The sequence below is a fragment of the Cupriavidus sp. GW822-FHT02D05 genome, from assembly GCF_058802485.1.
Window position 1 is genome coordinate 14134 of record NZ_JBXAOE010000034.1, and the last position, 25133, is coordinate 39266.

Consider the following 25133-nt stretch of genomic DNA (forward strand, 5'->3'; position numbering starts at 1 on the left):
GCCCACCCTTAGGGAAATCCGTATTGCATATGCGTCGCTTTATCGCCACGCTTGCCGGAAACAATAACGCGATAACGCTGCGCGGCCGCACAGGCCGACGCGGGCGGGCGCTAGCCGGCATAACCCGGCCAATCCACCACGATGGAGACAAAAGACATGGCAGGCAGCAAACAGCAGCGGCACGGGCAGGGCGGCAGCGAACACGCAGCGCAGGCGAAGCGGGCCCAGGCACCATGGCGCTGGACGGCGCTCGCCGCGCTGGGTGCGGCAGCAGCACTCACCGCACCTGCCCCGGCGCGCGCCGCCGATGCCTACCCCACCAAGCCGATCACCATGGTGGTCCCCTTTGCCGCGGGCGGCCCCACCGACGTGGTGGCGCGCACCATGGCCGCGGCCATGTCCAAGACCCTGGGCCAGAGCGTGGTGGTGGAAAACCGGCTCGGCGCCGGCGGCACCGTCTCCGCCGCCTACGTGGCCAAGGCCGCGCCGGACGGCTACGCCATCCTGATCCATCACAACGGCATGGCCACCGCGCCGGCGCTGTACAGCAAGCTCCCCTACAAGCCGCTGACGGATTTCAGCTTTGTCGGCCAGGTGGCCGACGTGCCCATGACCCTGCTCGGCCGTCATGACCTGCCAGCGAGGACTTTGCCCGAGCTGATAGCCTATATCCGCCAGAACCAGGGCAAGGTCAACCTGGCCAATGCCGGGCTGGGCGCGGTTTCGCAGCTGTGCGGCATGCTGTTCCAGAAAGCCATCGGCGTGGAGCTCACTGCCATTCCCTACCAGGGCACCGCGCCCGCGATGACCGCCCTGCTGGGCAGCCAGGTCGACATCCTGTGCGACCAGACCACCCAGACCCTGCCGCATATCAAGGCCGACAAGGTCAAGCTCTACGGCGTCACCACCAGCACGCGCATCAAGGCCTTGCCCGACACCGCCACGCTAGCCGAGAGTGGGCTCAAGGGCTTCGAGGTCAAGGTCTGGCACGGCATCTATGCCCCGCACGGCACGCCGCCCGCGGTCATCGACCGGCTCAACGGCGCCTTGCGCACCGCGTTGAAGGATCCGGCGGTAGCGGCGCGGCTGGCGGACCTGGGCGCCGAGATCGTGCCGGAGGACAAGCAGACGCCGGAAGGGCTGCGCACCTGGCTGAAGTCGGAGATCGAGAAATGGTCGCCGATCATCAAGGCGGCGGGGGTGAAGGCGGATTGAGCGCCGGGCGCGGGATCGCCGCAGCGCAAAGATAGTAAGATTTCCGGATCCATGCGCCAGTGCTGGCCCATCGGCTGAAGCTGATCGCGCCAGCACTGGCTCTTCCACTACGGATCCAGGAGCCCCCCTTGTTCGATCGCGCCAGACAGCACTTCGCTGCGCTAACCACCCGCGCCGGGTTTCACTCGCTGCGCCTCGTGCGCCAGACCGGCGAGCACTGCGTGATGCGGCGCGGCGTCGCCGAGCCGCCGTCCTTCATGCAGGACATGGGCGCCATGCTCAGCGTGCGCCTGGATGGCGTGGAGGCCTACGCGGCCACCAGCGATCTCAGCGTGGCCGGCTTGCAGCGCGCGCTCGACAGCGCCGAGGCACTCGCCCGGCGGATCGCCGGGCGTGGCCTGGTCGACCTGCGCGGGCTGGAGCCGCCGCAAGGCCAGGCCCGCTACGAATCCCCCGGCTGGCATGGCGCGTTTCCCGGGCTGGCCGAACGCTTCGCCCTGCTGGCGGCGGTGTCCGCCAGCGTGCCCGCCGATCCGCGGCTGGTGAACTGGCTGGTTTATCTCGATCACCAGCGCCATGAGCAGCTCTACCTGAATAGCGCAGGCGCCGAGCAATGGCAGGCGCTGCGCTTCGTCTATCCCGGCATCAGCGTGACCGCCTTCGACGGCAGCGACAGCCAGACCCGCAGCTTTGGCGGCTTCGGCAGCGGCCAGCAGGGCGGGGCGGAGGTCATCGCGCGGCTCGGCTTCGCTGGCGCCGCATCGCGGGTGGCGGACGAAGCCTTGCAGCTGCTGCTGGCGCCCAACGCGCCGAGCGGCCCTACCGACTTGCTGCTGATGCCGGACCAGATGATGCTGCAGATCCACGAATCCATCGGCCATCCGCTGGAACTGGATCGCATCCTCGGCGACGAACGCAATTACGCTGGCACCAGCTTTATCGGGCTGGAGGACTTCGGCCGCTACCAGTACGGCTCGGACCTGCTCAATATCAGCTTCGACCCGGGCATTCCCGAGGAACTGGCCAGCTATGGCCACGATGACGAAGGCCAGCCCGCGCAGAAGGCCTTCCTGATCCGGGATGGCCTGTTGCTGCGCCCGCTGGGCGGCGCGCTGTCGCAATGGCGCAGCGGGCTGCCGGGCGTGGCAAACAGCCGGGCCTGCAACTGGAACCGCCCGCCCATCGATCGCATGGCCAACCTCAACCTGGAGCCGGGCGACCGCACCATGGCGCAACTTATCGGTGGCATCGAACGCGGCATCCTGATGTCGTCCAACCGTTCGTGGTCCATCGACGATGCGCGCAACAAGTTCCAGTTCGGCTGCGAATGGGGGCGCCTGATCGAGGACGGCGAGCTCAAGGGCGTGGTCAAGAACCCGAACTATCGCGGCGTTTCCGCGAATTTCTGGCGCAGCCTGGCCGCCGTTGGCGATGCCAGTACCTTCGAGGTGCACGGCACGCCGTACTGCGGCAAGGGCGAGCCCAACCAGGTGGTGCGCGTCGGCCATGCTTCGCCGGCCTGTGTGTTCAAGCAAGTGGAAGTCTTTGGAGGTGCCGCATGATGGCGGATGCGCAGTCGTTGTTTGCGGCACTGGCCGAGGATGTGCGCAAGGCGCTGGGAGAGGGCGAAGCCTTCACGCTGTGGTACAGCGCGGAGGCGTCCGAGTTCATCCGCTTCAACCGCGCGAAGGTGCGCCAGGCCGGACAGGTGCGGCAGGCCACGGCGCGGCTCCAGCTGATCCGCGACGAGCGCCACGCCAATATCGCCGTCGCGCTCTCGGGCGATCCCGCGACCGATCGGCAGCGCCTCGCCGACGGCTTGCTGCAGTTGCGCGAGGCCATCGGCCAGTTGCAGCCGGACCCCTACCTGATGCTGGAGCGAGAGCCCTGGCAGCGCACGCTGGCCGATGCAGCCGCGCCGCCGGACACCGCAGAAGTGCTCGCGCAGATAGAAGCGGCCGCGCATGGGCTCGACCTGGTCGGCATCTATGCCGCCGGCCCGCTCTACCGTGGCTTCGCCAGCAGCTTCGGCGCTTTCGGCTGGCATGCCGCGCAGGGCTTCCACTTCGACTGGAGCCTGTTCCACGAGAACGGCCAGGCGGTGAAGGCCGACTACGCGGGCTCGCGCTGGGACGCTGCCGAGTTCGCCAGCCGCTTTGCACAAGCGCGCCGGCAGCTGGAGCACCTGGGCAAGCCGCAGCGCGTGCTGCCGCCTGGCGACTACCGGGCCTACCTGGCCCCCGCCGCCCTCGACGAAGTGCTCGGCATGTGTTCCTGGGGCGGCTTCTCGGCCCGCGCGCTGGCGCAGAAGGAAAGCCCGCTGCAGCGGCTGTACGATGGCGGCGCCCGGCTTAGCCACTTGCTTGACCTGGACGAGCGCGCGAGCGGCACGCTGGCTCCGGCCTTCGGCCCGGAAGGCATTCCACGCAGCGACGTGACGCTCGTCCAAGCGGGGCTGCCTGCTGGCCGCCTGGTCTACCCACGCAGCGCGCGCGAGTACGATCTCGCCGCCAATTCCGCCAGTGCCGGTGAGGCACCACAGGCCCTTGCCGTGGCGGCTGGCAAGCTCGCGCAGGATGAGGTGCTCGCGGCGCTCGGCACGGGCCTCTATATAGGTAACCTCTGGTATCTCAACTGGTCCGACGCGCCGGCGGCCCGCATGACCGGCATGACGCGCTTCGCCACGTTCTGGGTGGAAGATGGCCGCATCCAGGCACCGCTTGGCACGATGCGCTTTGACGACAGCATCTACAGCTTCCTGGGCGAGCACCTCGAGGCGCTGACCAGCGAGCGGCAGTTGCGCGTGTCGAGCAATACCTATGGCGAGCGGCAGACCGATTCGGCGCTGTTGCCAGGTGCGCTGACCGGAAAACTAACGTTGACGCTCTGAGCCAATGAGGAGCTGGCGCACTGGCTCCTCAGCCTTGCCCAAACTGCATCCTCGAACGCAAAAGGGCTGAGTCACCATGGCCTCGTAAGCCGCCGGCTCAGGAATTCCTCGAAGTCCTGGACTTGCCCGCAAATGATGTGGATGTAGACGGTGTCGGTGTCGGGAGCGATCCTGTAAATGATTCGCTGCTGATGTGTCAGATGTTGCCTGAAGCCATCCGCGAAGCCTGCCAGCTCGTCGGGGCGAGTACCGGATGCGGGAAACTCGGCAATGTACGCCACCTTCTCCTGAATCTGCCTCTTGACGGCCAGCCAGGTCCCCTCGGGTTTGAATCTGACCAGATAGCGCCTAAGGTCGAGCAAGTCTTGCTTGGCGGATTCGAGAAAGACTACCTTCATGCGCCGTCTTGTTCGTCCAGCCGATCCAGTTCAGCAAAGACGTCTGCCGCCGTTGCCACCTTGCCCTGCGCGATCTCTTTCTCGCCGAGCGCCAGGATCTTCAATAGCGCGATGGTTTGCTGCTGCGCTTCATAGCTGGCAATGTCTTGCACGACGAGTTTGGCCTCGCCATTCTGGGTAATGATCAAAGGCTCGCGCGTCTCGCTGAGTTCCGTGACGATACGGGCCGCATCGCTTTTCAGAAAGCTGATTGGCTTGATGTTTGAGAGTTTCACGGGGGCCATGTGGAGGGAATGGGGTGACTGAATATAGTTCGAATTCGGTCCGGCGTCCACTTTGCGAACAGTGTCGTTCCCCCGCCCAGCTTGCGCTTTCCGCAAAACGCAGCTGCCACTGGTGCGCTCGGAGCTTCAGTGTCAACTTTCTGGTCACCGCGGGTATTAGTTACTTTCGCGGTTATGGCCTGGTCGCTTGGACCTGCTCACCGCGTTGTTCACAAATTCTGGACATTTCTTGATGGCGATCCGGGGCATGATCGAGTATTTGCTACAGAGACGCTGATGGACAGCGGGAGGAGCGATTCATGACTGGCAAGCGTATTGCCGCGCAACATCACAAAACCTTCGAGGGGCTGCGCCAGTCCGATGCCGAGGGCAACGAATTCTGGGTGGCGCGCCAACTGGCCAGGGTGCTGGAGTATTCCGAGTACCGACACTTCCTTCCGGTCATTGATCGTGCAAGGGAGGCCTGCCGCAACAGCGGCCAGCCGGTGGCGAACCATTTCGAGGACATCCTCGAAATGGTCGGGATCGGCTCGGGGGCCAGGCGACAGATCGCCGATATCCGCCTCTCGCGCTATGCCTGCTACCTGATCGTCCAGAACGGTGACCCCGGCAAGCCGGTCATCGCGAATGGCCAGACCTATTTTGCCTTGCAGACCCGTCGGCAGGAACTTCGCGACGACGAGGCCTTCGCGCGGCTAACCGAAGATGAGAAGCGGCTGGCGATCCGCAACGAGCTTGCAGCTCACAATAAACACTTGGCGGCGGCGGCCAGGGGCGCGGGCGTCGAGACGCCCCTGGATTACGCGATCTTTCAGGATCATGGCTACAAGGGGCTGTACGGCGGTAGAGCGGCCAAGGACATTCACGCCATCAAGGGCTTGAAGAAGAGTCAGAAGATTCTTGACCACATGGGCAGTACCGAGCTTGCGGCGAACCTATTCCGCGCCACACAGACTGAAGACAAGTTGCGGCGAGACCTGGTGCGTGGCAAGCAACAGGCCAACCAGACGCATTTCGAGGTTGGCAAGAAAGTACGCCAGACCATTGCCGAGTTGGGTGGCACCATGCCGGAAACCCTGCCGACACCCAAGGAAAGCATCAAGCAGCTAGAGCGCGACAGGAAGAAGAAGGTCAAAGAATGAACTGAGGTATCGATGCCCGATATGACGGGACCAGTCCCAGGCTGGCCGCTCCTTTGTCAAACCGGTTCCCGCGCCGCATCCGTCAAATACTGAATCAACGTCTCCGCAAACTGCGGCAACTCCCGCCCCGGCCGGCGCACCAGACGCAGATCGCGCTTGGCCCATTCATCCTCAAGCGGAATAAACCGCAGCACCTTGCGGCTGGCATAACGCCGCGCGCAACTGTTTGGCACGATGGCGATGCCTGCCCCTGCCTCCACCATCCGGCACACGGCGTCGAAGCTGCCCAGCTGGATGCGCAGGCTGATGCGCTTGCCCATGCCGCTGGCGATGCGGTCCAGGAAGGACTGGATGGCGCTGAACTGGTTGAGGCCCACGAAGCGGCAGGTATCCAGCAGGTCGGCAAAGTGCAGGCTGGTGAATTGCGGCAGCGGGTGGTTGACCGGCGCGATCACGATCAGCTCGTCGCTGCAGAGCTGCATGACCTCCAGGTCATTGGTGGCGACCTCGCCGGCGACGATGCCGAGGTCCGCCGCACCGGCGCTGATGGACGAGACGATGGCCTGGGAAAGCTGCTCTTCCAGTTCGATATCCACGTCCGGGTTCTCGGCAAGGAAGCGCGACAGCGCGGTGGCGAGGAAGGAGTTGGTGGCGGTGGTGTTGGCCAGCAGGCGCACGCGGCCCTTGACGCCCTTGGCGTAGGGGCGCAGGTCCGAGTGCAGGCACTCCAGTTCGCGGAACACTTCGCGCGCGTGGCGCAAGAGGGCGTCGCCGGCGGGCGTCAGGCGCACGCCCTTGACCTGGCGGATCAGCAGCTGGGTCTGGAAGGCTTCTTCCAGTTGCTTGATGCGGGTGCTGGCGGCGGGCAGGGAGAGGAAGCTGCGCTCGGCGGCGCGGGTCAGGTTTTCGGTCTCGCCGACGTTGAGGAACAGGCGCAGGTCGGTCAGGTCGTAATGCATGTGTTTCGCTGGGCCAAAGGCCTCTTTTGTCAATCGTGAATAGCAATGTCCCCGCCGTCAATTTATCGTATTCGGCGTGGCAAGAGAACCATAAAGGCCGGCTCGTCCGTATTGCGCGGGCGGTTACCGGCTTGCCTTGCGCAAAGGCGGCGCGAAACCCGAGCCGCCGCGCAGCCACCCAGGAGGACGACACATGACAGTTCGGCGCTACAGCGCAAGCAGGCTGGCGGGCGTGGCCACCATGCTGGGCGTGGCTACCTTGGCCACCATGGGCGGCGCTGCCGCAGCCGACTATCCGGACAAGCCGGTGCGCCTGATCGTGCCCGCGGCGGCGGGAGGCACCACCGATATCGCCTCGCGGCTGGTCGGCAAGCGCCTCTCCGAGCTGCTGGGCCAGCCCGTGGTGGTGGAAAACCGTGCCGGCGCGGCCGGCATTGTCGGTGTGCAGGCACTGCGCCAGGCCGCGCCAGACGGCTATACGCTGATGATGGGCAATATCGGCCCCAATGCCATCAACTACGGCCTGTACAAGCAACTTCCCTACCGTGCCGAGGACTTCGCGCCGATCACCATGGTGGTCTCGGTGCCCAATGTGCTGGTGGTCAACGCCAAGGTACCTGCCCGCAACGTGGCGGAACTGGTCGCGCTGGCCAGGTCCCAGCCGGGCAAGCTCTCGTTTGCCTCGTCGGGGACCGGGCAATCGGTGCACCTGTCCGGCGAGCTGTTCAAGAAGCGCACCGGCATCGACATCATCCATGTGCCATACAAGGGTGCCGCGCCGGCCGTGGCCGACCTGGTCGCCGGGCAGGTGACGATGATGGTGGACAACCTGCCCAGCTCGCTGCCGCATATCCAGTCCGGCAAGCTGCGCGCGCTGGCGGTGACCAGCGCCAGGCGCGTGGCCGAGTTGCCCGACGTGCCCACCATGAAGGAAGCCGGCCTTGACGACTTCCAGGTGACCGCATGGTTCGGCCTGGTGGCGCCGGCGGGCACGCCGGCCGCGGTGGTCTCGCGCCTGCAAAAGACGGTGGCCGGCATCCTGGCCGAGCCCGAAGTGAAAACGCGCCTGGCCGATCTCGGCGGTGTGCCGGGCGGCGATACGCCCGAGCATTTCGCCAGGTTCATCGACGCGGAGCGCGTGCGCTGGGCCAAGGTGGTGAAGGACACCGGCATTCCACAGCAATGAGGGCGAGCCCGAGGCACGGCACGCAACACCACACCACATCACAACGCAACGCAACGCAACGCAACGAGAGGGCAAGGCATGCAAGCACTGAAAGCGCGCCACCGCAGGTCATGGCTACAGGCCGTGCTGATTGCCCCGCTCGCGGCGGGGCTGCTGGGCGCGAGCGCTTCGGCGCTGGCCGACACCTGGCCCAACAAGCCGATCCAGTTACTGATTCCCTATCCGCCGGGCGGCAGCGCCGACCTGCTGGCGCGCCCCGTGGCGGCCAAGCTGCAGGAGCGGCTGGGCCAGCCCGTGGTGCTCGACTACCGGCCGGGCGCCGGCGGCACCATTGCCTCGCAGCAACTTGCGCGCGCCAAGCCGGACGGCAACACGCTGATCGTGGTGCTGGCCGCGCACGCCATCAATGCCAGCCTCTATCCCAAGCTGCCGTATGACACCCGCAAGGATTTCGCGCCGGTATCGCTGGTGGCCAACCTGCCGCTGATCCTGGCCGGCAGCCCCTCGCTGAAGGCCAGGACCGTGCCTGAGTTGATCGCCGCGGCCAAGGCTGCGCCGGGGCAGCTCACGTTCGCCTCCGCGGGCAACGGCAACACGGGCCACCTGGCCGGCGAGCTGTTCGACAGCCTGGCCGGCGTCAAGATGACCCACGTGCCGTACAAGGGCAGCGCGCAGGTGGTCAACGCCATGCTGGCTGGCGAGGTGCAGCTGACCTTCGACAGCATTTCCACGTCGATGCCGCATATCCGCAGCGGCCGTCTCAAGGCGCTGGCCGTGACCAGCGCCAGGCGCGCCACGCTGGCGCCGGACGTGCCCACGCTGTCCGAGGCCGGGGTGCCGGGCTTCGATATCAACGGCTGGTATGCGGTGCTGGCGCCGGCCGGCACGCCGAGCGCCATTGTCGAGCGGCTCAGCAAGGAGATCGCGGCTGTGCTGACCCAGCCCGACCTGCGCGCGAACCTGGCATCCAATGGCTATGAGCCGGTGGGTTCCACGCCGGCCGCGCTGGGCGCGCATATCGATGCGGAGATCACGCGCTGGAGCAAGGTCGTGAAGGAATCGGGCGCACGCCTGGAATAAGAGATCAACCAAAAGAGATCAACGAATATCCGGCCTGGCGCGTGCCAGGCCGCCGAGCAAACAAACGTGTAGACAGGAGTATGAGCATGAGTGGAGTGATGGCAGGCAAGGTAGCGCTGGTGACTGGCGCGGGTGGTGGCATCGGGCGCGGCGTAGCGCTGGAACTGGCCAAGGCCGGCGCCAAGGTGGTGGTCAACGACATCGGCGTATCGCTCACCGGTGAAGGCGGCGATGCCGGCCCCGCGCAGCGCGTAGTCGACGAGATCGTCGCCGCCGGCGGCATTGCGGTAGCCAACACCGACAGCGTATCGAGCTGGCAGGGTGCCAACGCGATCGTGCAATGCGCGATCGACAACTTCGGCCGCATCGATGCCGTGGTCAACAACGCTGGCAACCTGCGCGACCGCATGTTCTTCAAGATGAACGAGGAAGAATGGCGCTCGGTGATCGACGTCCACCTCAACGGCACGTTCTTTGTCAGCCGCGCCGCCGCCAACCACTTCAAGGACCAGGAGAGCGGCGCCTACGTGCACATGACTTCCACCTCCGGCCTGATCGGCAACCTGGGCCAGGCCAACTACTCGGCTGCCAAGCTTGGCATTGCCGCGCTGTCGAAGTCGATCGCACTGGACATGGCCCGCTTCAATGTGCGCTCGAACTGTATCGCGCCGTTCGCCTGGAGCCGCATGACCAGCTCGATCCCCTCCGAGACCCCGGAAGAAAAGGCGCGTGTCGCCAAGCTGCAAAAGATGGAAGCCAACAAGGTCGCGCCGATGGCCGCCTTCCTCGCCAGCGATGCCGCGCATGAAGTCAACGCGCAGATCTTTGCCGTGCGCGCCAACGAGATCATGCTGATGAGCCAGCCGCGCCCGGTGCGCTCGGTCCACATGAGCGAAGGCTGGACGCCGGAGTCCATTGCCGAGATCGCCATCCCCGCCATGCGCAACAGCTTCTTCAAGCTCGAGCGCTCGCCCGACGTGATCAGCTGGGACCCGATCTGACGCCATGCCGCTCGACTACAACCGCATCAAGAACTGGGACTTTCCGCAGGTCACGCAAACCTACGGCGAGAAGGACTCCATCCTCTACGCGCTGGGTCTTGGCCTGGGCGAGCAGCCCACCGATCCGCGCCAGCTGCAATACGTTTATGAAGCGCAGCTCAAGGCCTTTCCAACGCAGGCCGTGGTGCTGGCCTATCCCGGCTTCTGGATGCAGGACCCGAAGAGCGGCATCGACTGGGTGCGCATCGTCCACGGCGAGCAGCGCCTGCGCCTGCACCGGCCGCTGCCGGTGTCCGGCACCGTGCGTGCGCGTGCACGAGTGACCCATGTCATCGACAAAGGGGCCGACAAGGGCGCGCTCGTGATCGTGGAGCGCACGCTGGTGGATGCGGCCACCGGTGCCGAACTGGCTACCGTAAACCACACCACCTTCTGCCGCGCCGATGGCGGCTTTGGCCAGGGCGATACCGCGCCCGAAGCACTGCCGGCAGCGCCGGCCCGCGCGCCAGATGCGGTTCGCAGCCAGGCGATCATGCCGCAGGCCGCGTTGTTGTATCGTCTCAATGCCGATCCCAACCCGTTGCATGCCGATCCGGAAGTGGCGCGCGTGGCGGGCTTCGACGCACCCATCCTGCATGGCTTGTGCACCTATGGCGTGGCGGCGCGCGCGCTGGTCGACACCTTCGCCAACGGCGATGGCGATCAGCTGCTCGAACTCAATGTGCGTTTTTCCCGCCCGGTATTTCCCGGCGAAACCCTCGAAGTGCGCATGTGGCGCGAAGGCGGCGGCCGCGTGTTGTTCGACGCCCGCGTGCCCGCGCGCGACGTCACCGTGCTCAGCAACGGCGTAGCGGAGTTCCGCGCATGACAACAACGACAACCATGAAGAGCGCGCTTGACGGCGTACGCGTGCTGGATCTTTCGCGCATCCTGGCCGGCCCCTGGTGCGCCCAGAACCTGGCCGACCTCGGCGCCGAGGTGATCAAGGTAGAGCGACCCGGCGTGGGCGACGACACCCGCTCCTGGGGCCCTCCCTGGCTGCCCGACGGCGACGGCAAGCCCTCGCGCGATGCCACCTACTACGCTGGCGCCAATCGCGGCAAGCGCTCGGTCACGCTCGATATCGCCAGCCCCGAAGGGCAGAGCATCGTGCGCGAGCTGGCGGCGAAATCGCAAATCGTGCTGGAGAACTACAAGGTTGGCGACCTGAAGCGCTACGGCCTGGACTACGACAGCCTCAAGGCCATCAACCCGGCGCTGGTCTATTGCTCCATCACCGGCTACGGCCAGGAAGGCCCGAGCGCGCACAAGCCCGGCTACGACTTCATCTTCCAGGGCATCGGCGGGCTGATGAGCATCACGGGCGAACGCGACGACCTGCCCGGCGGCGGCCCGCAAAAGGTCGGCGTGGCCGTGGTCGACATGCTCACCGGCATGTATGCCACCGTGGCCGTGCTGGCCGCGCTGCGCCATGCCGAGCGTACCGGCGAGGGGCAGCGGATCGACATGGCGCTGCTCGACGCGGTGGTGGCGGTCGGGGCGACGCCAATCCTGGCGCAGAAGATCACCGGAAAGACGCCGCAGCGCTTCGGGAACGCGCATGCAAACATGGTGCCGTACCACGTGTTTGCCACGGCGGACGGCTACATGATCGTGGCCGCGGGCAACGACGGGCAATGGCAAGGGTACTGCCGGGGCGTGGCGCGTCCGGACCTTGCCACGGACGAACGCTTCACCACCGCCACTGGCCGCATCGTCAATCGCGATGTGCTGGTGCCGCTGCTCGAAGCCCATATGTGCACGGGCACGACCGCGCATTGGGTGCAAGCGCTGGAACGCGAGGGCATTCCTTGCGGGCCGATCAACGACTATGCGCAGGTGCTGGAGGATCCGCAGGTCAGGTACCGTGAACTGCAGGTGGATATGGTGCGCAGCGATGGCGGGGTTTGTCCCACGGTGAAGAGTCCGTTGCGGCTTTCGGCCACGCCGGTGCGGTACGACGCGGCGCCCCCGCGGCTGGGCGAACATACCGAGGCGGTGCTTTCGGGCGTGCTGGGCATGTCGGCAGCGCGGATCGCGGCCCTGCGCGAACAAGGCTTGATCTGAGGCCGGTTCCGGCGGTACGCGTTACCCGGGTGCAGCCGCCGGGGTGCGTACCATCGGCCTGCGGACGGCGGCGCATAAGATGCCGCCAGCCGTCAGGACCCGAACAGCATCAGGCCAATCTTGACGGCCGAGACCACGATGGCGAGCAGCAGCCCGCAAATCAGCTGCTGGCTGTCTCGTGGCTCCCACGACAGTGCGGCGGCTACAAACGCCTTGCGCTGGTATCGCGCCTTGTCGGAGACAACCCCCAGGTCATTCGGTATGCCCTTGGCGATCATTGCGCCCTTGAGGCGCCGGGTCATGCCTTCGATGACGATCTCCGTCCAATGCCCGAAGAAATTCGCCATTGCGTGCGCCATCAAAAGACACCCCACAGCCGTACCCTGCTCATATCCGACACGGCCTTCGCTTCATCGGCAGACTCATCGGCAGGCTCGACCAGTTCAAGAGGCAGTTTGGCTTCACGCGGCTTCAGCATCAATACGACCTCCATGTCGAGCGCGTGAGCGTAATTCACGATCGTCTCCATCGAGGGCCCGAGCGAACCGCCGCCATTCTCGATCCGGCTGATCTCGGATTGCAGCATGCCGCTGTCGGCGGATTGTTGCGCCTGTGTTTTGCCGCTCTTCTGGCGCGCGGCGCGCAGGATGCTTCCGACCCGGCCAGCCATCGCAAACCGCGTATCGGGATCTTCGTCGAGCTTCTGCATTTCCGCCAGATAGGCGCGGCGTGTCTCAGGCTTGTCGAGAGCCCGTTTGCGAAACTTCTCGAACGAATCGGGATTCAAAACGTTCTTGCCATCTTTGGCCATGATGCGCTCCTTTGCTTCCAGGTACGTTCCTTCGCATGGCGCTCTGCCCGGGCGGCGTTCGTGTCGATAAGACAAGGCACCTCCTTATTATTGGTTATTCCCGATAATTTGTAAGTCCCGTGGAGTCGCGTGCATCGTTCTGCCCATGGATCGAGGCTGGACTCTTTGTTTTTAGATCGAACTATCAGGCGCTATTCCCGTGACGTCCAGAAAACTTTTGTTGCTATGGTCGGCCGGTCAATTGCAATCAGGCATGGCGACGCCCGGGATATGGCCATCCGGCAAGAGCTGTGCCCCAGCCCACCGGACATGATCCATATCAAGCCTCGCGTGCCCGGTTCCCGGCACAATGCTCCTGAACGCTCCAGCCTTCCAACTCCCACCCAAGGTGAGGCCCATGTTTCCTGAATTCCGCGATCAGATATCCATCCTCAAGACCCAGGACGCCCACTTTGCGCGGCTGTTCACCCGCCACAACGAACTGGACCATGAGATCAAGAATATGGAGGCGGGCACGGTTCCCGCAGATGGCACCGCCATCGAGATCCTCAAGAAGGAAAAGCTGCTGCTGAAGGACCAGCTCTACGTGATCCTGCGCAAGGTCTCGGCTTCCTGAAGCCAATTTCAAATCCGCCAATCTGCCAATTGAAAGGCCATCCCATGTTCAAACATATCCTGCTCCCCATCGACGGATCGGAACTCTCGCAAAAGGCCTTCCCGGCGGCCGTCGAGTTCGCGCGGACGACCGGCGCCAAGCTGACTCCGTATATGTGCCTCGAGGAGTATCCGTTCCTGATGTCCAGCGACGCGGGCCATGAGAAGAAGTCGGTCTTCGAGCACCGCATCGAGGCGGCGGCGCGCGAGGAACTGGCCAAGGTGGAATCGGCCGCGGCACTGGCCGGCGTGCCATGTGCGGGTGCCACGTCCATTGCGTCCGCTCCCTATCGGGGCATCATCGGCATGGCGAAGGAGCTAGGTTGCGACGTGATCTTCATGGCGTCGCACGGGCGGCGCGGCATCAGCGGCCTGCTGCTGGGCAGCGAGACCCAGAAGGTGCTGACGCATAGCGATATTCCGGTGCTGGTGTTCCGCTGAGCATGCCAGGGGATTCGTGATTTTTGATTTTTGATTTGTTGCGCCGCACTAGCGGCGCAATCTCCCTGCGTCACACGGATCCCGCCGACCCGAGCGCTCACCGCCGACTCGGCGGGATCTTCATCTTCATCTGCCGCGCCCAGGCACTCAGGCCGCGGACGCCATCATCTGCCGCTGCCGGTACTCCCCGGGCGCTACTCCCGTCCATTTCTTGAACGCCCGATGGAACGTGCTGGGTTCTGAAAACCCCACGCGCAGCGCCACCTGCTGCAGTGCAAGGTCCGTGTGTTCCAGGAAGGCGATGGCCGCGTCGCGGCGCAGGCTGTCTTTGATGCTCTGGTAGCCGCGCCCTTCTTCGCGCAGGCGGCGGCGCAGGGTTTGCGGCGTCAGGCGCAGGGTCTCGGCCATTTGTTCCAGCGAGGGCAGTTCATCGTCGAGGTGGCAGCGCAGGTGGCGCCGGATGCGCTCGGCGAGGCAGGAGTCGTCGCGGTAGCGGGTGAGCAGGTTGCGCGGCGTGTCGTTCAGGAAGGCTTGCAGGCTGCTGGCGTCCTGGACCACGGGCAGGCGCAGCCAGCTGGCGTCGAAGTGCAAGGCGGTGTGCGGCTGGCCATAGCGGACCTGGGTGTTGAAGACCCGTTCGGTGTCGGTGAGCCGGGATGGCCCGCGCGCTGGTTCCGGCGCGCGCGCGGCCAGGTCGACGCCGGCGAGGGGAATGCGCTGCGCCACCAGCCAGTTGGCCACCCCGTAAGCCTGGAAGGCGAAGGTGGATTGCGCGTACTGGCGGCACGCCGTGGCGGGCGCGCGAGGCAGCAGGAGCAGGGTGGCGCGGCCGTCGCGCTGTTGCAGCCGAGGCACGAAATCGACCAGGTGCAGGCGATACTGGTTCAGCCCGGCGCGCATGGCGTCTTCCAGCGTGGCGCAGTGGATCAACGCCTGGCAGGCCTGGGCGAACACGCCCGGTGCCACGGGCCGGCTGAGCAAGCCCCAGAACTCATCGCGCGTGACGCGCCGCATCGAGCGCATCAGCGCGGCAAACTGGCCCTCGCTCACGCGCGCGTTGGGCGACTGCAGCAACGCGGGCGAAATGGCGGCGCGGCGCAGCAGGGCGTCGATGTCGCAGCCAAGGCGGCGCGCGCCTTGCACGATCTGGTGCAGCTGCAGCACGGAAATGGTGTGGCGCGTGGGCGGCTGAGCAGCGTCAGCGCCCGGTGTGCCTGGCGGGAGGGAACTGAGCGGCACCGTCATCGATGACGGCGCGGATGCCCTGAGTGCGGCGATTTGCATTGTCTCCTCGTTCTCAACGGACTCCCCGGTCCTGGTCCGGATCTCCCCTGGGCTGCATCTCGCTGCACTGCAGCGCAACGCGCGGGCTTGCCGGACCGCTGCCGGTTCTGTGCCGGCTATGTGCGCCAGTTAACCCGATGCTGCGCCCCAGCACAATCCGGATTTACCAAAGGCAGGCTTTTCCCTGAACGATTCGGCCAATCATTTTGGGCCGAATGGTCATTGTCCACGCAGTGCACCATCGCGCAATCTCATCCCTTGCTGGCCTGTGCATCCGCAGGGCGCGGCGTGGCGGTTCAAGAGGGGAGAAGCAGGATGCAGATAGGACGTCGCAGGACCCTGTTACGGCTTGGCGCGGCCTCGTTGGCCGCTGGCGGCGGCATCTCCGGGATCGCCAGCGCGCTCGCGCAAGGCGCCGTGCCCACCGGATACCCCGCCAAGCCGGTGCGGCTGGTGGTGCCTTATCCGGCGGGCGGCGCCACCGACGTGCTCGCCCGCGCCATTGCCGCTCCGCTTGGCCAGCAGTGGCAGCGCACGGTGGTGGTGGAAAATCGCCCGGGCGCCAGCGGCATGATCGGTGCCGATGCGGTGGCCAAGGCGCCTGCCGATGGTTACACCTTGCTGCTCACGCTGACCAGCGTGGTGCAGTTGCCCAGCCAGTATGCAAAGCCGCCCTTTGACCCGATGCGCGACCTGGTTGCGCTGTCGGAACTGGCGACTTCGCACCTCGTAGTGGCCGCCAATTCGTCCATGCCTGGCAGCCTCGCCGAGGTGGTGCAAATGGCGAAGGGCAAGCCGAAAGGGTATTCCTACGGCACCTACGGCACCGGCAGCGGTGCGCACCTCTATATGGAAGTGTTTACCGGCGCCGCCGGGCTGGACATGATCCATGTCCCCTACAAAGGCGAGGCGCCGTTGCTCAACGACCTGCTGGGCGGCCAGGTGTCGGTGGGCACCATCTCCGTGATGGGGATCAAGCCGCATATGCGCACCGGCCGCCTGCGCGCGCTGGCCGTGGTGGGCAACACCCGGGCGCCCATGCTGCCCGAGGTGCCGACCTTCCAGGAACTGGGCTACAGCGGCCTGGACGGGCCCGGCTGGTTCGGCCTGTTCGCCCCGGCCGGCACGCCGCGGCCGATCGTGGACAAGGTTTCGGCGGACGTGAACGCCATCCTGGCCACGCCCGATATCCGGCAGCGCATGACCGACCTTGGCGTGATCGTCAAAGGCACCCGGCCGATGGAGTTCGCCGAGGTGGCGCGCGCCGACCAGGCTTACTGGAACGGCGTGATCCGCAAGCTCAATATCCGGCTCGACTGAGCCTGCAGCATTTCCCAACCCTCTCGTGCCCGTTCGGGGCGGATTCAGGAGCAGCGATGCAGCACACGCGCCGCAAGGCATTGCAGCAGATCGGAGCCGGTGCCCTCGCCGCCGGCGGCCTGGGCCTGGGGCTGAGCCCCGCGCGTGCCGACGCTTTCCCGGCCAAGCCCGTGCGGCTGGTGGTGCCCTACCCCGCGGGCGGCGCCACCGATGTGCTGGCACGCGCCATTGCCGAGCCGCTCGGCAAGATGTGGCAGCGCCCCATCGTGGTGGAAAACCGCCCAGGCGCCAGCGGCATGATCGGCGCCGACGCCGTGGCCAAGGCCGATGCCGACGGCCATACCGCGCTGCTTACCATCACCACGCTGGTCCAGGCCCCCAGCCTCTACGCCAAGGCGCCGTTCGACCCGGTGCGCGATTTCGCCCCGGTGTCCAATCTTGGCACCACCAGCCTGGTGTTTGCGGTGCACAACTCGGTGCCCGCCACGACGCTGGCCGAATTCATCGCGCTGGTGAAGTCCAGGCCAAGGCAGTTCAACTATGGCTCCTACGGCACCGGCTCAAGCGGCCATCTCTACTGCGAAGTGTTCAACGAGGCGGCGGGGCTGGACATGACCCACGTGTCGTACAAGGGCGAGGCGCCGGAACTGAACGACCTGCTCGGCGGGCAGATACCCGCGGCGATCATCTCGGTGATGGGCGCGCGCCCGCACACGGCAACCGGCCGCCTGCGCGCGCTGGCGGTGACCGGCCCCGCGCGTGCGCCGCAATTGCCAGACGTGCCGACCTTTCGCGAGTCTGGCATCGCGGGCATGGATTCGATGGGCTGGTTCGGGCTGTTGCTGCCGGCCGCCGCGCCGCGCCCGGTGATCGAAAAGTTCTCCTCGGACGTCAACCGCGTGCTGGCCATGCCAGCCGTGCGCGCGCGCATGAACGACATGGGCGTGGTGCTTGCCGGCAGCACGCCCGATGCCTTCGCCGAGACCATGCGTAGCGATTACGCGCGCTGGGGCAAGGTCATCCGCACCCGGAACATCCGTCTTGACTAACGTCGTCTTGATGCACGGCGCCTCGATGCCCGCCAGGCCGGTGGCGGCCGGTAATTTTCCCACTTTGTGTTTCTCATGAATCAAGCTGCTTCTGCTACCCACGCTCCGGCCTACCGTTCTCCCCACTGGCCTCCAGGCATGCCCGCCGAGGTGTGCGTGCCGCGCACCAGCCTGGCCTACAACGTCGAGGTGGCCGCCCGGCGCTATCCGGACAAGACCGCGATCCAGTATTTCCATACGGCCATCTCCTACGCCAGCCTGCATGCGCAGATCGAGCGCATGGCCGGCTACCTGCAGCAGGCTTGCGGCGTGGCGCCGGGCGACCGCGTGATGCTGTTCAGCCAGAACTGCCCGCAGTTCATCGTCGCCTACTACGCCATCCTGCGTGCCGAGGCGGTGGTCGTGCCAGCCAACCCGATGTGGCTGACCGGGGAGCTCGAACACGTGGCCGCGGACAGCGGCGCGGTGGCGGCCTTCGTCGCGGCGGAGCTATATCCGCAGATTGCGCCGCTGCATGGCGCCGGGCTGGCGCATGTCATCGTGCATCAGTACGGGGACATGCTCGAGGCGGCCGGCGGCACCGACAGCGTGCCCGCCTGGCTTTACGAGCGCACCCCGCTGCCCGCCTGCGCGCCCGCAGGCGCCACGCTGGCGACATGGACACAGGCCGACGCCGCGGGCCATGCCCCACGCGCGCATGAGGCCGGCTACGACACGCTGTGCATGCTGGCCTACACCTCGGGCACCACTGGCCATCCCAAGGGCTGCATGCATACGCACGGCACGCTGATGAGCGCGGCGGTGGGCTCGCAACTGTGGCGCAGCGCCAGCCCGCAGAGCGTGTGCTTGTCGGTCGCACCGATGTTCCATCTGCTGGGCATGCAGAACGGCATCCACGCGCCGCTTTACCTGGGCGCCACCATCGTGCTGCTGCCGCGCTGGGATCGCGCGGCAGCAGCAGACCTGATCGAGCGCTACCAGGTTTCCACCTGGGGCGCGCCGCCCGCCATGCTGGTGGATTTCTTCGCGCAGCCGGGCATCGGCGAGCGCAACCTCTCCAGCCTTGCCTACCTGGGCGGCGGCGGGGCCGCCATGCCGGACGCCGTGGCCACCATGCTGCAGGAGCGCTTTGGCCTGCCTTACGTGGAGGCGTACGGCCTGACCGAGACCGCCGCCTTCCTGCTGTCCAATCCGCGCCACCGGCCCAAGCGCGAATGCCTTGGCATCGCCACGTTCGGCGTGGACGCGCGCGTGATCGACCCGCACACGCTGGCCGAGCTGCCGCAGGGCGAACTGGGCGAGATCGTGACCCATGGCGCGCAGGTGATGCGCGGCTACTGGCGCAACCCGCAAGCCGATGCGGAATCGTTCATCGAGATCGATGGCAAGCGCTTCCTGCGCACCGGCGACCTCGGCTTCATGGATGAGGAAGGCTATTTCTTCATGCGCGACCGGCTCAAACGCATGATCAACGCATCCGGCTTCAAGGTCTGGCCGGCGGAGGTGGAGAACCTGCTCTACGGCCATCCCGCCGTCCACGAAGCCTGCGTGATCGCCGCGCGCGACGCGCGCCGCGGCGAGACCGTCAAGGCCGTGGTGGCGCTCAAGCCGGCCGCGCGCGGCACGCCCGAGGCCAGCGCCGAGCAGATCATGGCGTGGTGCCGCGAGCGGCTGGCGGCCTACAAGGTGCCGCGCATTGTCAGCTTTGTCGACGCCTTGCCCAAATCGGCCACCGGCAAGATCCAGTGGCGGGCACTGCAGGAGCTGGAGCAGGGCCAAGGCGGAGATCAGTCGGCCGCCGCCGGCAGCGTGGCCTGAACCAGAACAACGAGAACACCGAGAACAACGAGAACGATGGGAGACATCATGAAGACATCGAGACGAAACTGGCTGGGCCAGGCGGCAGTGCTGGGCGGCGGTGCGTTGCTGGGCGGATGGCAGTGGCCCGCGCAGGCGCAGGGCACCTATCCGGCGCGGCCCATCCGCATGGTGGTGCCGTATCCCGCCGGCGGCGGCACCGATACCATCGCGCGCATGATCGGCCAGCGCCTGACCGAGGCCTGGGGCCAGCCGGTGGTGGTTGACAACAAGCCCGGCGCCAGTGGCATGCTGGGCAACGACATCGTGGCCAAGGCGCCGCCCGACGGCTACACGATGCTGCTCGGCATCACCGCCATGATCCAGTCGCCCAGCCTGTACAAGCGCATTCCGTACGACGTGGCCCGCGACTTCGCGCCGGTTTCACTGCTGGCCAGGTCCTCCGACCTGTTCGTGGTGCCCAACCGGGTGCCGGCCAGCACGCTCGCTGAGTTCGTGGCCCTGGCCAAGGCCGGCAAGCTCAGCTACGGCTCCTACGGCAACGGCACCTCCTCGCATTTGCATGGCGAGCTGCTCAAGATGCAGGCGCACGTGGACCTTGCACACATTCCATACAAAGGCGCCGCGCCGCTGATGAGCGACGTGCTGGGTGGGCAGGTGGATTCGGCGTTTGTCGATGTGACCTCGGCCAACAGCTATCTGAATAGCGGGAAGTTCAAGATCCTCGCCATCACGGGCGCCCAGCGCTACAAATCGATTCCCTCGGTGCCGACTTTCGCGCAGGCCGGCTTCACCGGGTTTGAGCCGAGCGGCTGGTTCTCGATGTTCCTGCCCGCCAATACGCCGCGCGACGTGGTTACCCGGCTCTCCACCGAGATCGCCCGCATCGTGCGGCTCCCGGACATCTCGCAAAAGCTGGTGGCGATGGGGCTGCAGCCGGTGGGCTCGTCCCCGGAAGAACTGGCCGCGGTGATCGCGACGGACACGCCCAAGTGGGCGCGCATCGTCCGCGACGCCAACATCCAGCTTGACTGACGCGCCGATTTTATGACTGCTACTGCATTTATTCACCGAGCCAACCCAGAGGAGTTCGCCATGGAGACCATTCGCTACGCCGTTGCCGACGGGGTTGCCACCCTCACGCTCGACTTCCCGAAACGCAAGAACGCCCTGAACGGCACCATGCGCCGCGAAATCGGCGAGGTTGTGCACCAGTTGCGCCAGGACACCAGCGTGCGCGCGCTGATCCTCACCGGCGCGGGCACGGATTTCTGTTCCGGCGGCGACATCAGCTCGATGCAAGGCGAAATCAGCGCTGACCAGGGCCGCCAGCGCCTGGCGGCCATCCATCCCTGGCTGGAAGACCTGATCCACCTCGACCGTCCCGTGATCGCGGCGGTAGACGGCGCGGCCTATGGCGCCGGCTTCAGCCTGGCTCTCGTGGCCGACATCATCCTGGCCACGCCGCGCGCGCGCTTTGGCCTGCCTTTCCTGCGCCTGGGCCTGATCCCGGATTGCGGTGTGTTCTACACGCTGCCGCGCATGATCGGCCTGCAGCGCGCCAAGGCGCTGATGTTCTCGATGCGTGAACTGAGCGCCGCAGCGGCGCTGGAGCAGGGCATCGTGATGGAAATCGTGCCGCCGGAGGATCTGCATGCCCGCGCGCTGGCGCTCGCCTCGGCCTTTACCGAAGCTTCGTCGGTAGCGGTTGCGCTGACCAAGAAGGCGCTCAATGCCTCGCTGAACCAGGACCTGCACAGCATGCTGGAGATGGAGGCAGACGGCCAGGGTATCGCTTTCGCCACCGAGTACCGCAAGGAGGCCGCCGCGCGCTTCCTGGAAAAGCAGCCGCCGCGCTATCGCTGGCCCGACTGAACCACCACACAACCACACAACAACAAGCGCGTGGTGCTGCAACGCAACACCGGCAACACCGGCAACCATCAAGGAGAACAACATGGGAAATTCCGACAAGAACATGGCGATGGCCGCCCGCAAGGTGCCCTGGATGAGCGAAGACCTGGTCATGTTCCAGGACACCGTCCGCCGCTTCGTGGAGCGCGAGCTGGTGCCGAACGAGGCGCGCTGGGCCGAGCGCGGCTACATCGACCGCGAAGTCTGGAACCGCGCCGGCGAGGTTGGCCTGCTGTGCGCCAGCATTCCTGAGGAGTACGGCGGCGGCGGCGGGAACTTTGCCCACGAGGCTGTGATCTGTAACGAAATGGCACGCGCCATCGCCACCAGCCTGGGCAATGGCGTGCACAGCGGCATCGTGGCCCATTACTTGCTCAACTACGGTACCGAGGCGCAGAAGCGCAAATGGCTTGCGCAGATGGCTTCAGGCGCCATGGTGGCCGCCATCGCCATGTCGGAGCCCGGCGCGGGCTCGGATCTCAAGTCGGTACGCACCCGAGCGGTGCGTGAGAAGACCCAGAACGGAGACATCTATCGCATCAACGGTGCAAAAACCTTCATCACCAATGGCTACCACGCCGACCTCGTTTGCGTGGTAGCCAAGACCGATCCCGATGCCGGCGCGAAAGGGGTCTCGCTCATCATGGTCGAGACCCGGGACCAGCCTGGCTTCAGGCGCGGCCGAATTCTGGAAAAAATCGGGCAGAAAGGCCAGGACACCGCCGAGTTGTTCTTCGACGACGTGTGCGTGCCGGTGGAGAACCTGCTGGGCGACGAGGAGGGCAAGGGCTTCTATCAGCTGATGCAGCAACTGCCGCAGGAGCGCATGATCATCGCGCTTGGTGCGGTGGCGAGCATGCAGCGCGCGATCGAGCTCACCACCGACTACGTGCGCGAGCGGCAGGTGTTTGGAAAACCGCTGATCGATATGCAGAACACGCGCTTCAAGCTGGCGGAGTGCAAGACCGAGGCAACCATCGCCGCTACCTTCGTCGATGATTGCATGGTGCGCTTGCTGAGGGGCGAGCTCGATGCGCCCACGGCGGCCATGGCCAAGTGGTGGTGCTCGCAGAAGAACTGCGAAATCATCGACGAATGCCTGCAACTGCATGGCGGGTACGGCTATATGCTCGAATACCCGATCGCGCGCATGTATGCGAACGCGCGGGTCAGCAAGATTTATGGCGGCTCCAACGAAATCATGAAGGAGCTGGTGGCACGCACGCTGTGATGCGTGTGTGCGGGGCCATGCGGCAAGCCTCTCATGCCAACGTCGTAGTACGTTGGAAGTAGGCCGGCCGCAAAGTCCCGCCCAGTGGGGGTTGCGAGGGGGCAAGCGCGTTTCTCGTTACAAAAGCAGGTGTGCACGGAATAACGGAAAGGTGTAATGTGTGTCACAAGACATGGTTCAAATGCCCGTCGCGAGTGGGGCCTGAAGTGGTAGTACGGTGAGTCGAGCTGATCCGTTGCGCCATTGCAAAGCTCGTCAACCGACTCTCAGCTCTCGCCGTTATTTGACTATGATTAAGTAAAGATTTCGCAACATGGCAGCACCGCCAAGCCGGGGTGGCGGAACCGCAAGCGCTGCCGCGAGATCTTGAGTTGTAGTAGATCTACCTTCGCCTCGGACGGGTCTCTGACGGGAGTGAGGTATGGACATTTTCGGCCACTACGCCACACGCTTCGAAGGTCGCAAGGAAGAGGAATACAGCATCCAGGAGTACCTGGATATCTGCAAGAAGGATCCTTCCGCCTATGCGACCGCATCCGAGCGCATGCTCGCCGCCATTGGTCAGCCCGAACTGGTGGATACCCACCACGATCCTCGGCTGTCCCGCCTGTTCTTCAACAAGGTCATCAGGGTCTATCCGGCCTTCCGCGAGTTCTACGGCATGGAGGACACGATCGAGCAGATCGTCGCCTTCTTCAAGCATGCCGCGCAAGGGCTCGAGGAGCGCAAGCAGATCCTTTACCTGCTTGGGCCTCCGGGGGGGGGCAAGTCCTCGCTCGCGGAAAAACTCAAGGCGTTGATGGAGCAGATTCCCATCTACGCATTGAAGGGTTCGCCTATCCATGAATCGCCGCTCGGGCTGTTCTCCCCCGAGGAAGACGGCAAGATCCTGGAAGAGGACTACGGCATCCCGGTGCGCTATCTCAACACCATCGCCTCGCCCTGGGCGGTCAAGCGCCTGCATGAGTTCAACGGCGACATCACGCGCTTTCGCGTGGTCAAGCTGCGCCCGTCGGTGTTGTCGCAGATCGCGATTTCCAAGACGGAGCCGGGCGATGAAAACAACCAGGACATCTCCTCGCTGGTCGGCAAGGTAGATATCAGGAAGCTGGAAGATTTCCCGCAGGACGATCCGGACGCTTACTCATATTCCGGCGGGTTGTGCCTGGCCAACCGCGGGCTGCTTGAGTTCGTGGAGATGTTCAAGGCGCCGATCAAGGTGCTGCACCCGCTGCTGACCGCCACCCAGGAGGGCAACTACAAGGGCACCGAAGGCTTCGGCGCGATCCCCTTCGACGGCATCATCCTGGCGCACTCGAACGAAGCCGAGTGGACAACCTTCAAGGCCGACAAGAACAACGAGGCTTTCCTCGACCGGATCTACATCGTCAAGGTGCCGTACTGCCTGCGCGTGTCGGAGGAGGTGAAGATCTACGACAAGCTGTTGCGCAGCAGTTCGCTGTCGGCCGCGCCTTGCGCGCCCAACACCTTGAAGATGATGGGGCAGTTCGCTGTGCTCACCCGCATCAAGGAGCCGGAGAATTCAAACATCTTCTCCAAGATGCGCGTCTATGACGGCGAGAGCCTGAAAGATGTCGACCCCAAGGCCAAGTCGTACCAGGAGTATCGCGACTACGCTGGCATCGACGAGGGCATGAACGGCTTGTCCACGCGTTTCGCCTTCAAGGTCTTGTCCAAGGTCTTCAACTTCGACAATACCGAGGTGGCCGCCAATCCGGTGCACCTGCTCTATGTGCTCGAGCAACAGATCGAGCGCGAGCAGTTCCCGCCGGAGCAGGAGGCCAAGCTGCGGTCGTACATCAAGGAGTACCTGACCGCACCGTTCGTGGAGTTCATCGGCAAGGAGATCCAGACCGCTTACCTGGAGTCGTACTCCGAATACGGCCAGAACATCTTCGATCGCTACGTGGTCTTTGCGGACCTGTGGATCCAGGACCAGGAATATCGCGACCCGAATACCGGTGAGATTCTCGATCGCAACGCGTTGAACGACGAGCTTGAAAAAGTCGAGAAGCCTGCGGGGATATCCAACCCCAAGGACTTCCGCAACGAGATCGTCAACTTCGTGCTGCGCGCGCGGGCCAACAACGCGGGCAAGAACCCCGCGTGGACCAGCTACGAGAAGTTGCGCATGGTGATTGAGAAGCGCATGTTCTCCACCACCGAAGATCTGTTGCCCGTGATCTCGTTCAACGCCAAATCCTCTCGCGAGGATCAGGACAAGCACGCGAACTTCGTCAACCGCATGGTTGAGAAGGGATACACCGCGAAGCAGGTCCGCTTACTTGTGGAGTGGTATTTGCGCGTAAGAAAATCATCGTAACGGCGC

The 25133-nt window shown here is 65.2% G+C and carries 24 protein-coding genes; 18 read left to right on the plus strand and 6 right to left on the minus strand.

The features are described 5' to 3' along the window. Window positions 1–156: 156 nt before the first annotated feature. From AC1RQK_RS33185 to AC1RQK_RS33195, 3 genes are all read left to right on the plus strand, one after another. Window positions 157–1215, plus strand: coding sequence for a tripartite tricarboxylate transporter substrate-binding protein (locus AC1RQK_RS33185; RefSeq protein ID WP_492813618.1), 1059 nt, complete (start codon window positions 157–159; stop codon window positions 1213–1215). Window positions 1216–1343: 128 nt separating this feature from the next. Further along, window positions 1344–2777 carry a TldD/PmbA family protein gene (locus AC1RQK_RS33190; RefSeq protein WP_492813620.1) on the plus strand — a complete coding sequence of 478 codons (1434 nt, stop codon included), beginning with the start codon at window positions 1344–1346 and terminating at the stop codon, window positions 2775–2777. Then, window positions 2774–4105 carry a TldD/PmbA family protein gene (locus AC1RQK_RS33195; protein WP_492813622.1) on the plus strand — a complete coding sequence of 444 codons (1332 nt, stop codon included), beginning with the start codon at window positions 2774–2776 and terminating at the stop codon, window positions 4103–4105. The genes AC1RQK_RS33190 and AC1RQK_RS33195 overlap by 4 nt, the downstream gene beginning before the upstream one ends. 71 nt (window positions 4106–4176) lie before the next feature. Here the strand turns inward: AC1RQK_RS33195 and AC1RQK_RS33200 are convergent, their stop codons facing one another. Next, complete coding sequence (locus tag AC1RQK_RS33200) at window positions 4177–4503, minus strand: type II toxin-antitoxin system RelE/ParE family toxin (RefSeq protein ID WP_492813624.1); 327 nt, start codon at window positions 4501–4503, stop codon at window positions 4177–4179. Next, the gene (locus AC1RQK_RS33205; RefSeq protein ID WP_492375849.1) at window positions 4500–4787 is read right to left on the minus strand and encodes a type II toxin-antitoxin system Phd/YefM family antitoxin; all 288 of its coding nucleotides are present in this window, start codon (window positions 4785–4787) and stop codon (window positions 4500–4502) included. Before AC1RQK_RS33205 ends, AC1RQK_RS33200 begins: the two co-directional genes overlap by 4 nt. A 299-nt stretch (window positions 4788–5086) precedes the next feature. On the opposite strand from AC1RQK_RS33205, the gene dinD reads away from it, so the two are divergent. Then, window positions 5087–5929 carry a DNA damage-inducible protein D gene (dinD, locus tag AC1RQK_RS33210; protein WP_492375850.1) on the plus strand — a complete coding sequence of 281 codons (843 nt, stop codon included), beginning with the start codon at window positions 5087–5089 and terminating at the stop codon, window positions 5927–5929. Window positions 5930–5985: 56 nt separating this feature from the next. On the opposite strand, the gene AC1RQK_RS33215 is transcribed toward dinD, so the two are convergent. Continuing rightward, window positions 5986–6888 (minus strand): LysR family transcriptional regulator, encoded by a 903-nt coding sequence (locus tag AC1RQK_RS33215; protein WP_150985207.1) that lies wholly within the window; start codon window positions 6886–6888, stop codon window positions 5986–5988. A 193-nt stretch (window positions 6889–7081) separates the two neighbouring features. Between AC1RQK_RS33215 and AC1RQK_RS33220 the strand changes: the two genes are divergently transcribed. From AC1RQK_RS33220 to AC1RQK_RS33240, 5 genes are all read left to right on the plus strand, one after another. Further along, window positions 7082–8074 (plus strand): Bug family tripartite tricarboxylate transporter substrate binding protein, encoded by a 993-nt coding sequence (locus AC1RQK_RS33220; protein WP_492813627.1) that lies wholly within the window; start codon window positions 7082–7084, stop codon window positions 8072–8074. 78 nt (window positions 8075–8152) lie between these two features. After that, a complete protein-coding gene (locus AC1RQK_RS33225; protein WP_492375852.1) occupies window positions 8153–9154 on the plus strand; it encodes a tripartite tricarboxylate transporter substrate binding protein in 1002 nt (333 codons plus the stop codon). A gap of 86 nt (window positions 9155–9240) precedes the next feature. Continuing rightward, complete coding sequence (locus AC1RQK_RS33230; protein ID WP_043357229.1) at window positions 9241–10155, plus strand: SDR family NAD(P)-dependent oxidoreductase; 915 nt, start codon at window positions 9241–9243, stop codon at window positions 10153–10155. Window positions 10156–10159: 4 nt separating this feature from the next. Continuing rightward, on the plus strand, window positions 10160–11023 hold the full coding sequence (locus AC1RQK_RS33235) for a MaoC/PaaZ C-terminal domain-containing protein (RefSeq protein WP_492813629.1): 864 nt from the start codon (window positions 10160–10162) through the stop codon (window positions 11021–11023). Further along, complete coding sequence (locus AC1RQK_RS33240; RefSeq protein ID WP_492813631.1) at window positions 11020–12261, plus strand: CaiB/BaiF CoA transferase family protein; 1242 nt, start codon at window positions 11020–11022, stop codon at window positions 12259–12261. Before AC1RQK_RS33235 ends, AC1RQK_RS33240 begins: the two co-directional genes overlap by 4 nt. Before the next feature lie 92 nt (window positions 12262–12353). Here the strand turns inward: AC1RQK_RS33240 and AC1RQK_RS33245 are convergent, their stop codons facing one another. Together AC1RQK_RS33245 and AC1RQK_RS33250 are read right to left on the minus strand one after the other, a co-directional pair. Further along, window positions 12354–12608: a hypothetical protein gene (locus AC1RQK_RS33245; RefSeq protein WP_492813633.1), complete on the minus strand. Its 255-nt coding sequence runs from the start codon at window positions 12606–12608 to the stop codon at window positions 12354–12356. An 11-nt stretch (window positions 12609–12619) separates the two neighbouring features. Beyond that, window positions 12620–13072, minus strand: coding sequence for a helix-turn-helix domain-containing protein (locus AC1RQK_RS33250; protein ID WP_492813635.1), 453 nt, complete (start codon window positions 13070–13072; stop codon window positions 12620–12622). Between the two features lie 397 nt (window positions 13073–13469). Here AC1RQK_RS33250 and AC1RQK_RS33255 point away from each other — a divergent pair, with 397 nt between their 5' ends. Together AC1RQK_RS33255 and AC1RQK_RS33260 are read left to right on the plus strand one after the other, a co-directional pair. Continuing rightward, window positions 13470–13688, plus strand: coding sequence for an HP1242/YdcH family protein (locus AC1RQK_RS33255; protein WP_043357222.1), 219 nt, complete (start codon window positions 13470–13472; stop codon window positions 13686–13688). A gap of 44 nt (window positions 13689–13732) precedes the next feature. Beyond that, window positions 13733–14167, plus strand: coding sequence for a universal stress protein (locus AC1RQK_RS33260; protein WP_492375857.1), 435 nt, complete (start codon window positions 13733–13735; stop codon window positions 14165–14167). A 147-nt stretch (window positions 14168–14314) separates the two neighbouring features. Here the strand turns inward: AC1RQK_RS33260 and AC1RQK_RS33265 are convergent, their stop codons facing one another. Beyond that, window positions 14315–15451, minus strand: coding sequence for an AraC family transcriptional regulator (locus AC1RQK_RS33265; RefSeq protein ID WP_492374189.1), 1137 nt, complete (start codon window positions 15449–15451; stop codon window positions 14315–14317). A gap of 315 nt (window positions 15452–15766) precedes the next feature. On the opposite strand from AC1RQK_RS33265, the gene AC1RQK_RS33270 reads away from it, so the two are divergent. The 7 genes from AC1RQK_RS33270 to AC1RQK_RS33300 all read left to right on the plus strand — a co-directional run bounded on the left by AC1RQK_RS33270 (window position 15767) and on the right by AC1RQK_RS33300 (window position 25127). After that, complete coding sequence (locus AC1RQK_RS33270) at window positions 15767–16771, plus strand: tripartite tricarboxylate transporter substrate binding protein (protein WP_492374190.1); 1005 nt, start codon at window positions 15767–15769, stop codon at window positions 16769–16771. 56 nt (window positions 16772–16827) lie between these two features. Then, window positions 16828–17820, plus strand: a complete 993-nt coding sequence (locus AC1RQK_RS33275; RefSeq protein WP_492813638.1) for a Bug family tripartite tricarboxylate transporter substrate binding protein — start codon at window positions 16828–16830, stop codon at window positions 17818–17820. Window positions 17821–17895: 75 nt separating this feature from the next. After that, window positions 17896–19638 carry a long-chain fatty acid--CoA ligase gene (locus tag AC1RQK_RS33280; RefSeq protein WP_492813640.1) on the plus strand — a complete coding sequence of 581 codons (1743 nt, stop codon included), beginning with the start codon at window positions 17896–17898 and terminating at the stop codon, window positions 19636–19638. 48 nt (window positions 19639–19686) lie between these two features. Next, a complete protein-coding gene (locus tag AC1RQK_RS33285; RefSeq protein ID WP_492374193.1) occupies window positions 19687–20673 on the plus strand; it encodes a Bug family tripartite tricarboxylate transporter substrate binding protein in 987 nt (328 codons plus the stop codon). 60 nt (window positions 20674–20733) lie between these two features. Further along, complete coding sequence (locus AC1RQK_RS33290) at window positions 20734–21513, plus strand: enoyl-CoA hydratase/isomerase family protein (RefSeq protein ID WP_492813642.1); 780 nt, start codon at window positions 20734–20736, stop codon at window positions 21511–21513. Window positions 21514–21595: 82 nt separating this feature from the next. Beyond that, on the plus strand, window positions 21596–22783 hold the full coding sequence (locus tag AC1RQK_RS33295) for an acyl-CoA dehydrogenase family protein (protein WP_492374195.1): 1188 nt from the start codon (window positions 21596–21598) through the stop codon (window positions 22781–22783). 421 nt (window positions 22784–23204) lie between these two features. Next, window positions 23205–25127, plus strand: coding sequence for a PrkA family serine protein kinase (locus tag AC1RQK_RS33300; protein WP_318235460.1), 1923 nt, complete (start codon window positions 23205–23207; stop codon window positions 25125–25127). Window positions 25128–25133: the final 6 nt, after the last annotated feature.

Bases quoted from the DNA above. Each gene is read 5' to 3' on its own strand.
- AC1RQK_RS33215 (WP_150985207.1), bottom strand. From the start codon at position 6,888: ATGCATTACGACCTGACCGACCTGCGCCTGTTCCTCAACGTCGGCGAG.
- AC1RQK_RS33265 (WP_492374189.1), bottom strand. From the start codon at position 15,451: ATGCAAATCGCCGCACTCAGGGCATCCGCGCCGTCATCGATGACGGTG.
- AC1RQK_RS33240 (WP_492813631.1), top strand. From the start codon at position 11,020: ATGACAACAACGACAACCATGAAGAGCGCGCTTGACGGCGTACGCGTG.
- AC1RQK_RS33260 (WP_492375857.1), top strand. From the start codon at position 13,733: ATGTTCAAACATATCCTGCTCCCCATCGACGGATCGGAACTCTCGCAA.
- AC1RQK_RS33290 (WP_492813642.1), top strand. From the start codon at position 20,734: ATGGAGACCATTCGCTACGCCGTTGCCGACGGGGTTGCCACCCTCACG.
- AC1RQK_RS33280 (WP_492813640.1), top strand. From the start codon at position 17,896: ATGAATCAAGCTGCTTCTGCTACCCACGCTCCGGCCTACCGTTCTCCC.
- AC1RQK_RS33230 (WP_043357229.1), top strand. From the start codon at position 9,241: ATGAGTGGAGTGATGGCAGGCAAGGTAGCGCTGGTGACTGGCGCGGGT.
- AC1RQK_RS33255 (WP_043357222.1), top strand. From the start codon at position 13,470: ATGTTTCCTGAATTCCGCGATCAGATATCCATCCTCAAGACCCAGGAC.
- AC1RQK_RS33285 (WP_492374193.1), top strand. From the start codon at position 19,687: ATGAAGACATCGAGACGAAACTGGCTGGGCCAGGCGGCAGTGCTGGGC.
- AC1RQK_RS33245 (WP_492813633.1), bottom strand. From the start codon at position 12,608: ATGGCGAATTTCTTCGGGCATTGGACGGAGATCGTCATCGAAGGCATG.
- dinD (WP_492375850.1), top strand. From the start codon at position 5,087: ATGACTGGCAAGCGTATTGCCGCGCAACATCACAAAACCTTCGAGGGG.
- AC1RQK_RS33275 (WP_492813638.1), top strand. From the start codon at position 16,828: ATGCAGCACACGCGCCGCAAGGCATTGCAGCAGATCGGAGCCGGTGCC.
- AC1RQK_RS33270 (WP_492374190.1), top strand. From the start codon at position 15,767: ATGCAGATAGGACGTCGCAGGACCCTGTTACGGCTTGGCGCGGCCTCG.
- AC1RQK_RS33195 (WP_492813622.1), top strand. From the start codon at position 2,774: ATGATGGCGGATGCGCAGTCGTTGTTTGCGGCACTGGCCGAGGATGTG.
- AC1RQK_RS33200 (WP_492813624.1), bottom strand. From the start codon at position 4,503: ATGAAGGTAGTCTTTCTCGAATCCGCCAAGCAAGACTTGCTCGACCTT.
- AC1RQK_RS33205 (WP_492375849.1), bottom strand. From the start codon at position 4,787: ATGGCCCCCGTGAAACTCTCAAACATCAAGCCAATCAGCTTTCTGAAA.
- AC1RQK_RS33185 (WP_492813618.1), top strand. From the start codon at position 157: ATGGCAGGCAGCAAACAGCAGCGGCACGGGCAGGGCGGCAGCGAACAC.
- AC1RQK_RS33295 (WP_492374195.1), top strand. From the start codon at position 21,596: ATGGGAAATTCCGACAAGAACATGGCGATGGCCGCCCGCAAGGTGCCC.
- AC1RQK_RS33250 (WP_492813635.1), bottom strand. From the start codon at position 13,072: ATGGCCAAAGATGGCAAGAACGTTTTGAATCCCGATTCGTTCGAGAAG.
- AC1RQK_RS33235 (WP_492813629.1), top strand. From the start codon at position 10,160: ATGCCGCTCGACTACAACCGCATCAAGAACTGGGACTTTCCGCAGGTC.
- AC1RQK_RS33300 (WP_318235460.1), top strand. From the start codon at position 23,205: ATGGACATTTTCGGCCACTACGCCACACGCTTCGAAGGTCGCAAGGAA.
- AC1RQK_RS33225 (WP_492375852.1), top strand. From the start codon at position 8,153: ATGCAAGCACTGAAAGCGCGCCACCGCAGGTCATGGCTACAGGCCGTG.
- AC1RQK_RS33220 (WP_492813627.1), top strand. From the start codon at position 7,082: ATGACAGTTCGGCGCTACAGCGCAAGCAGGCTGGCGGGCGTGGCCACC.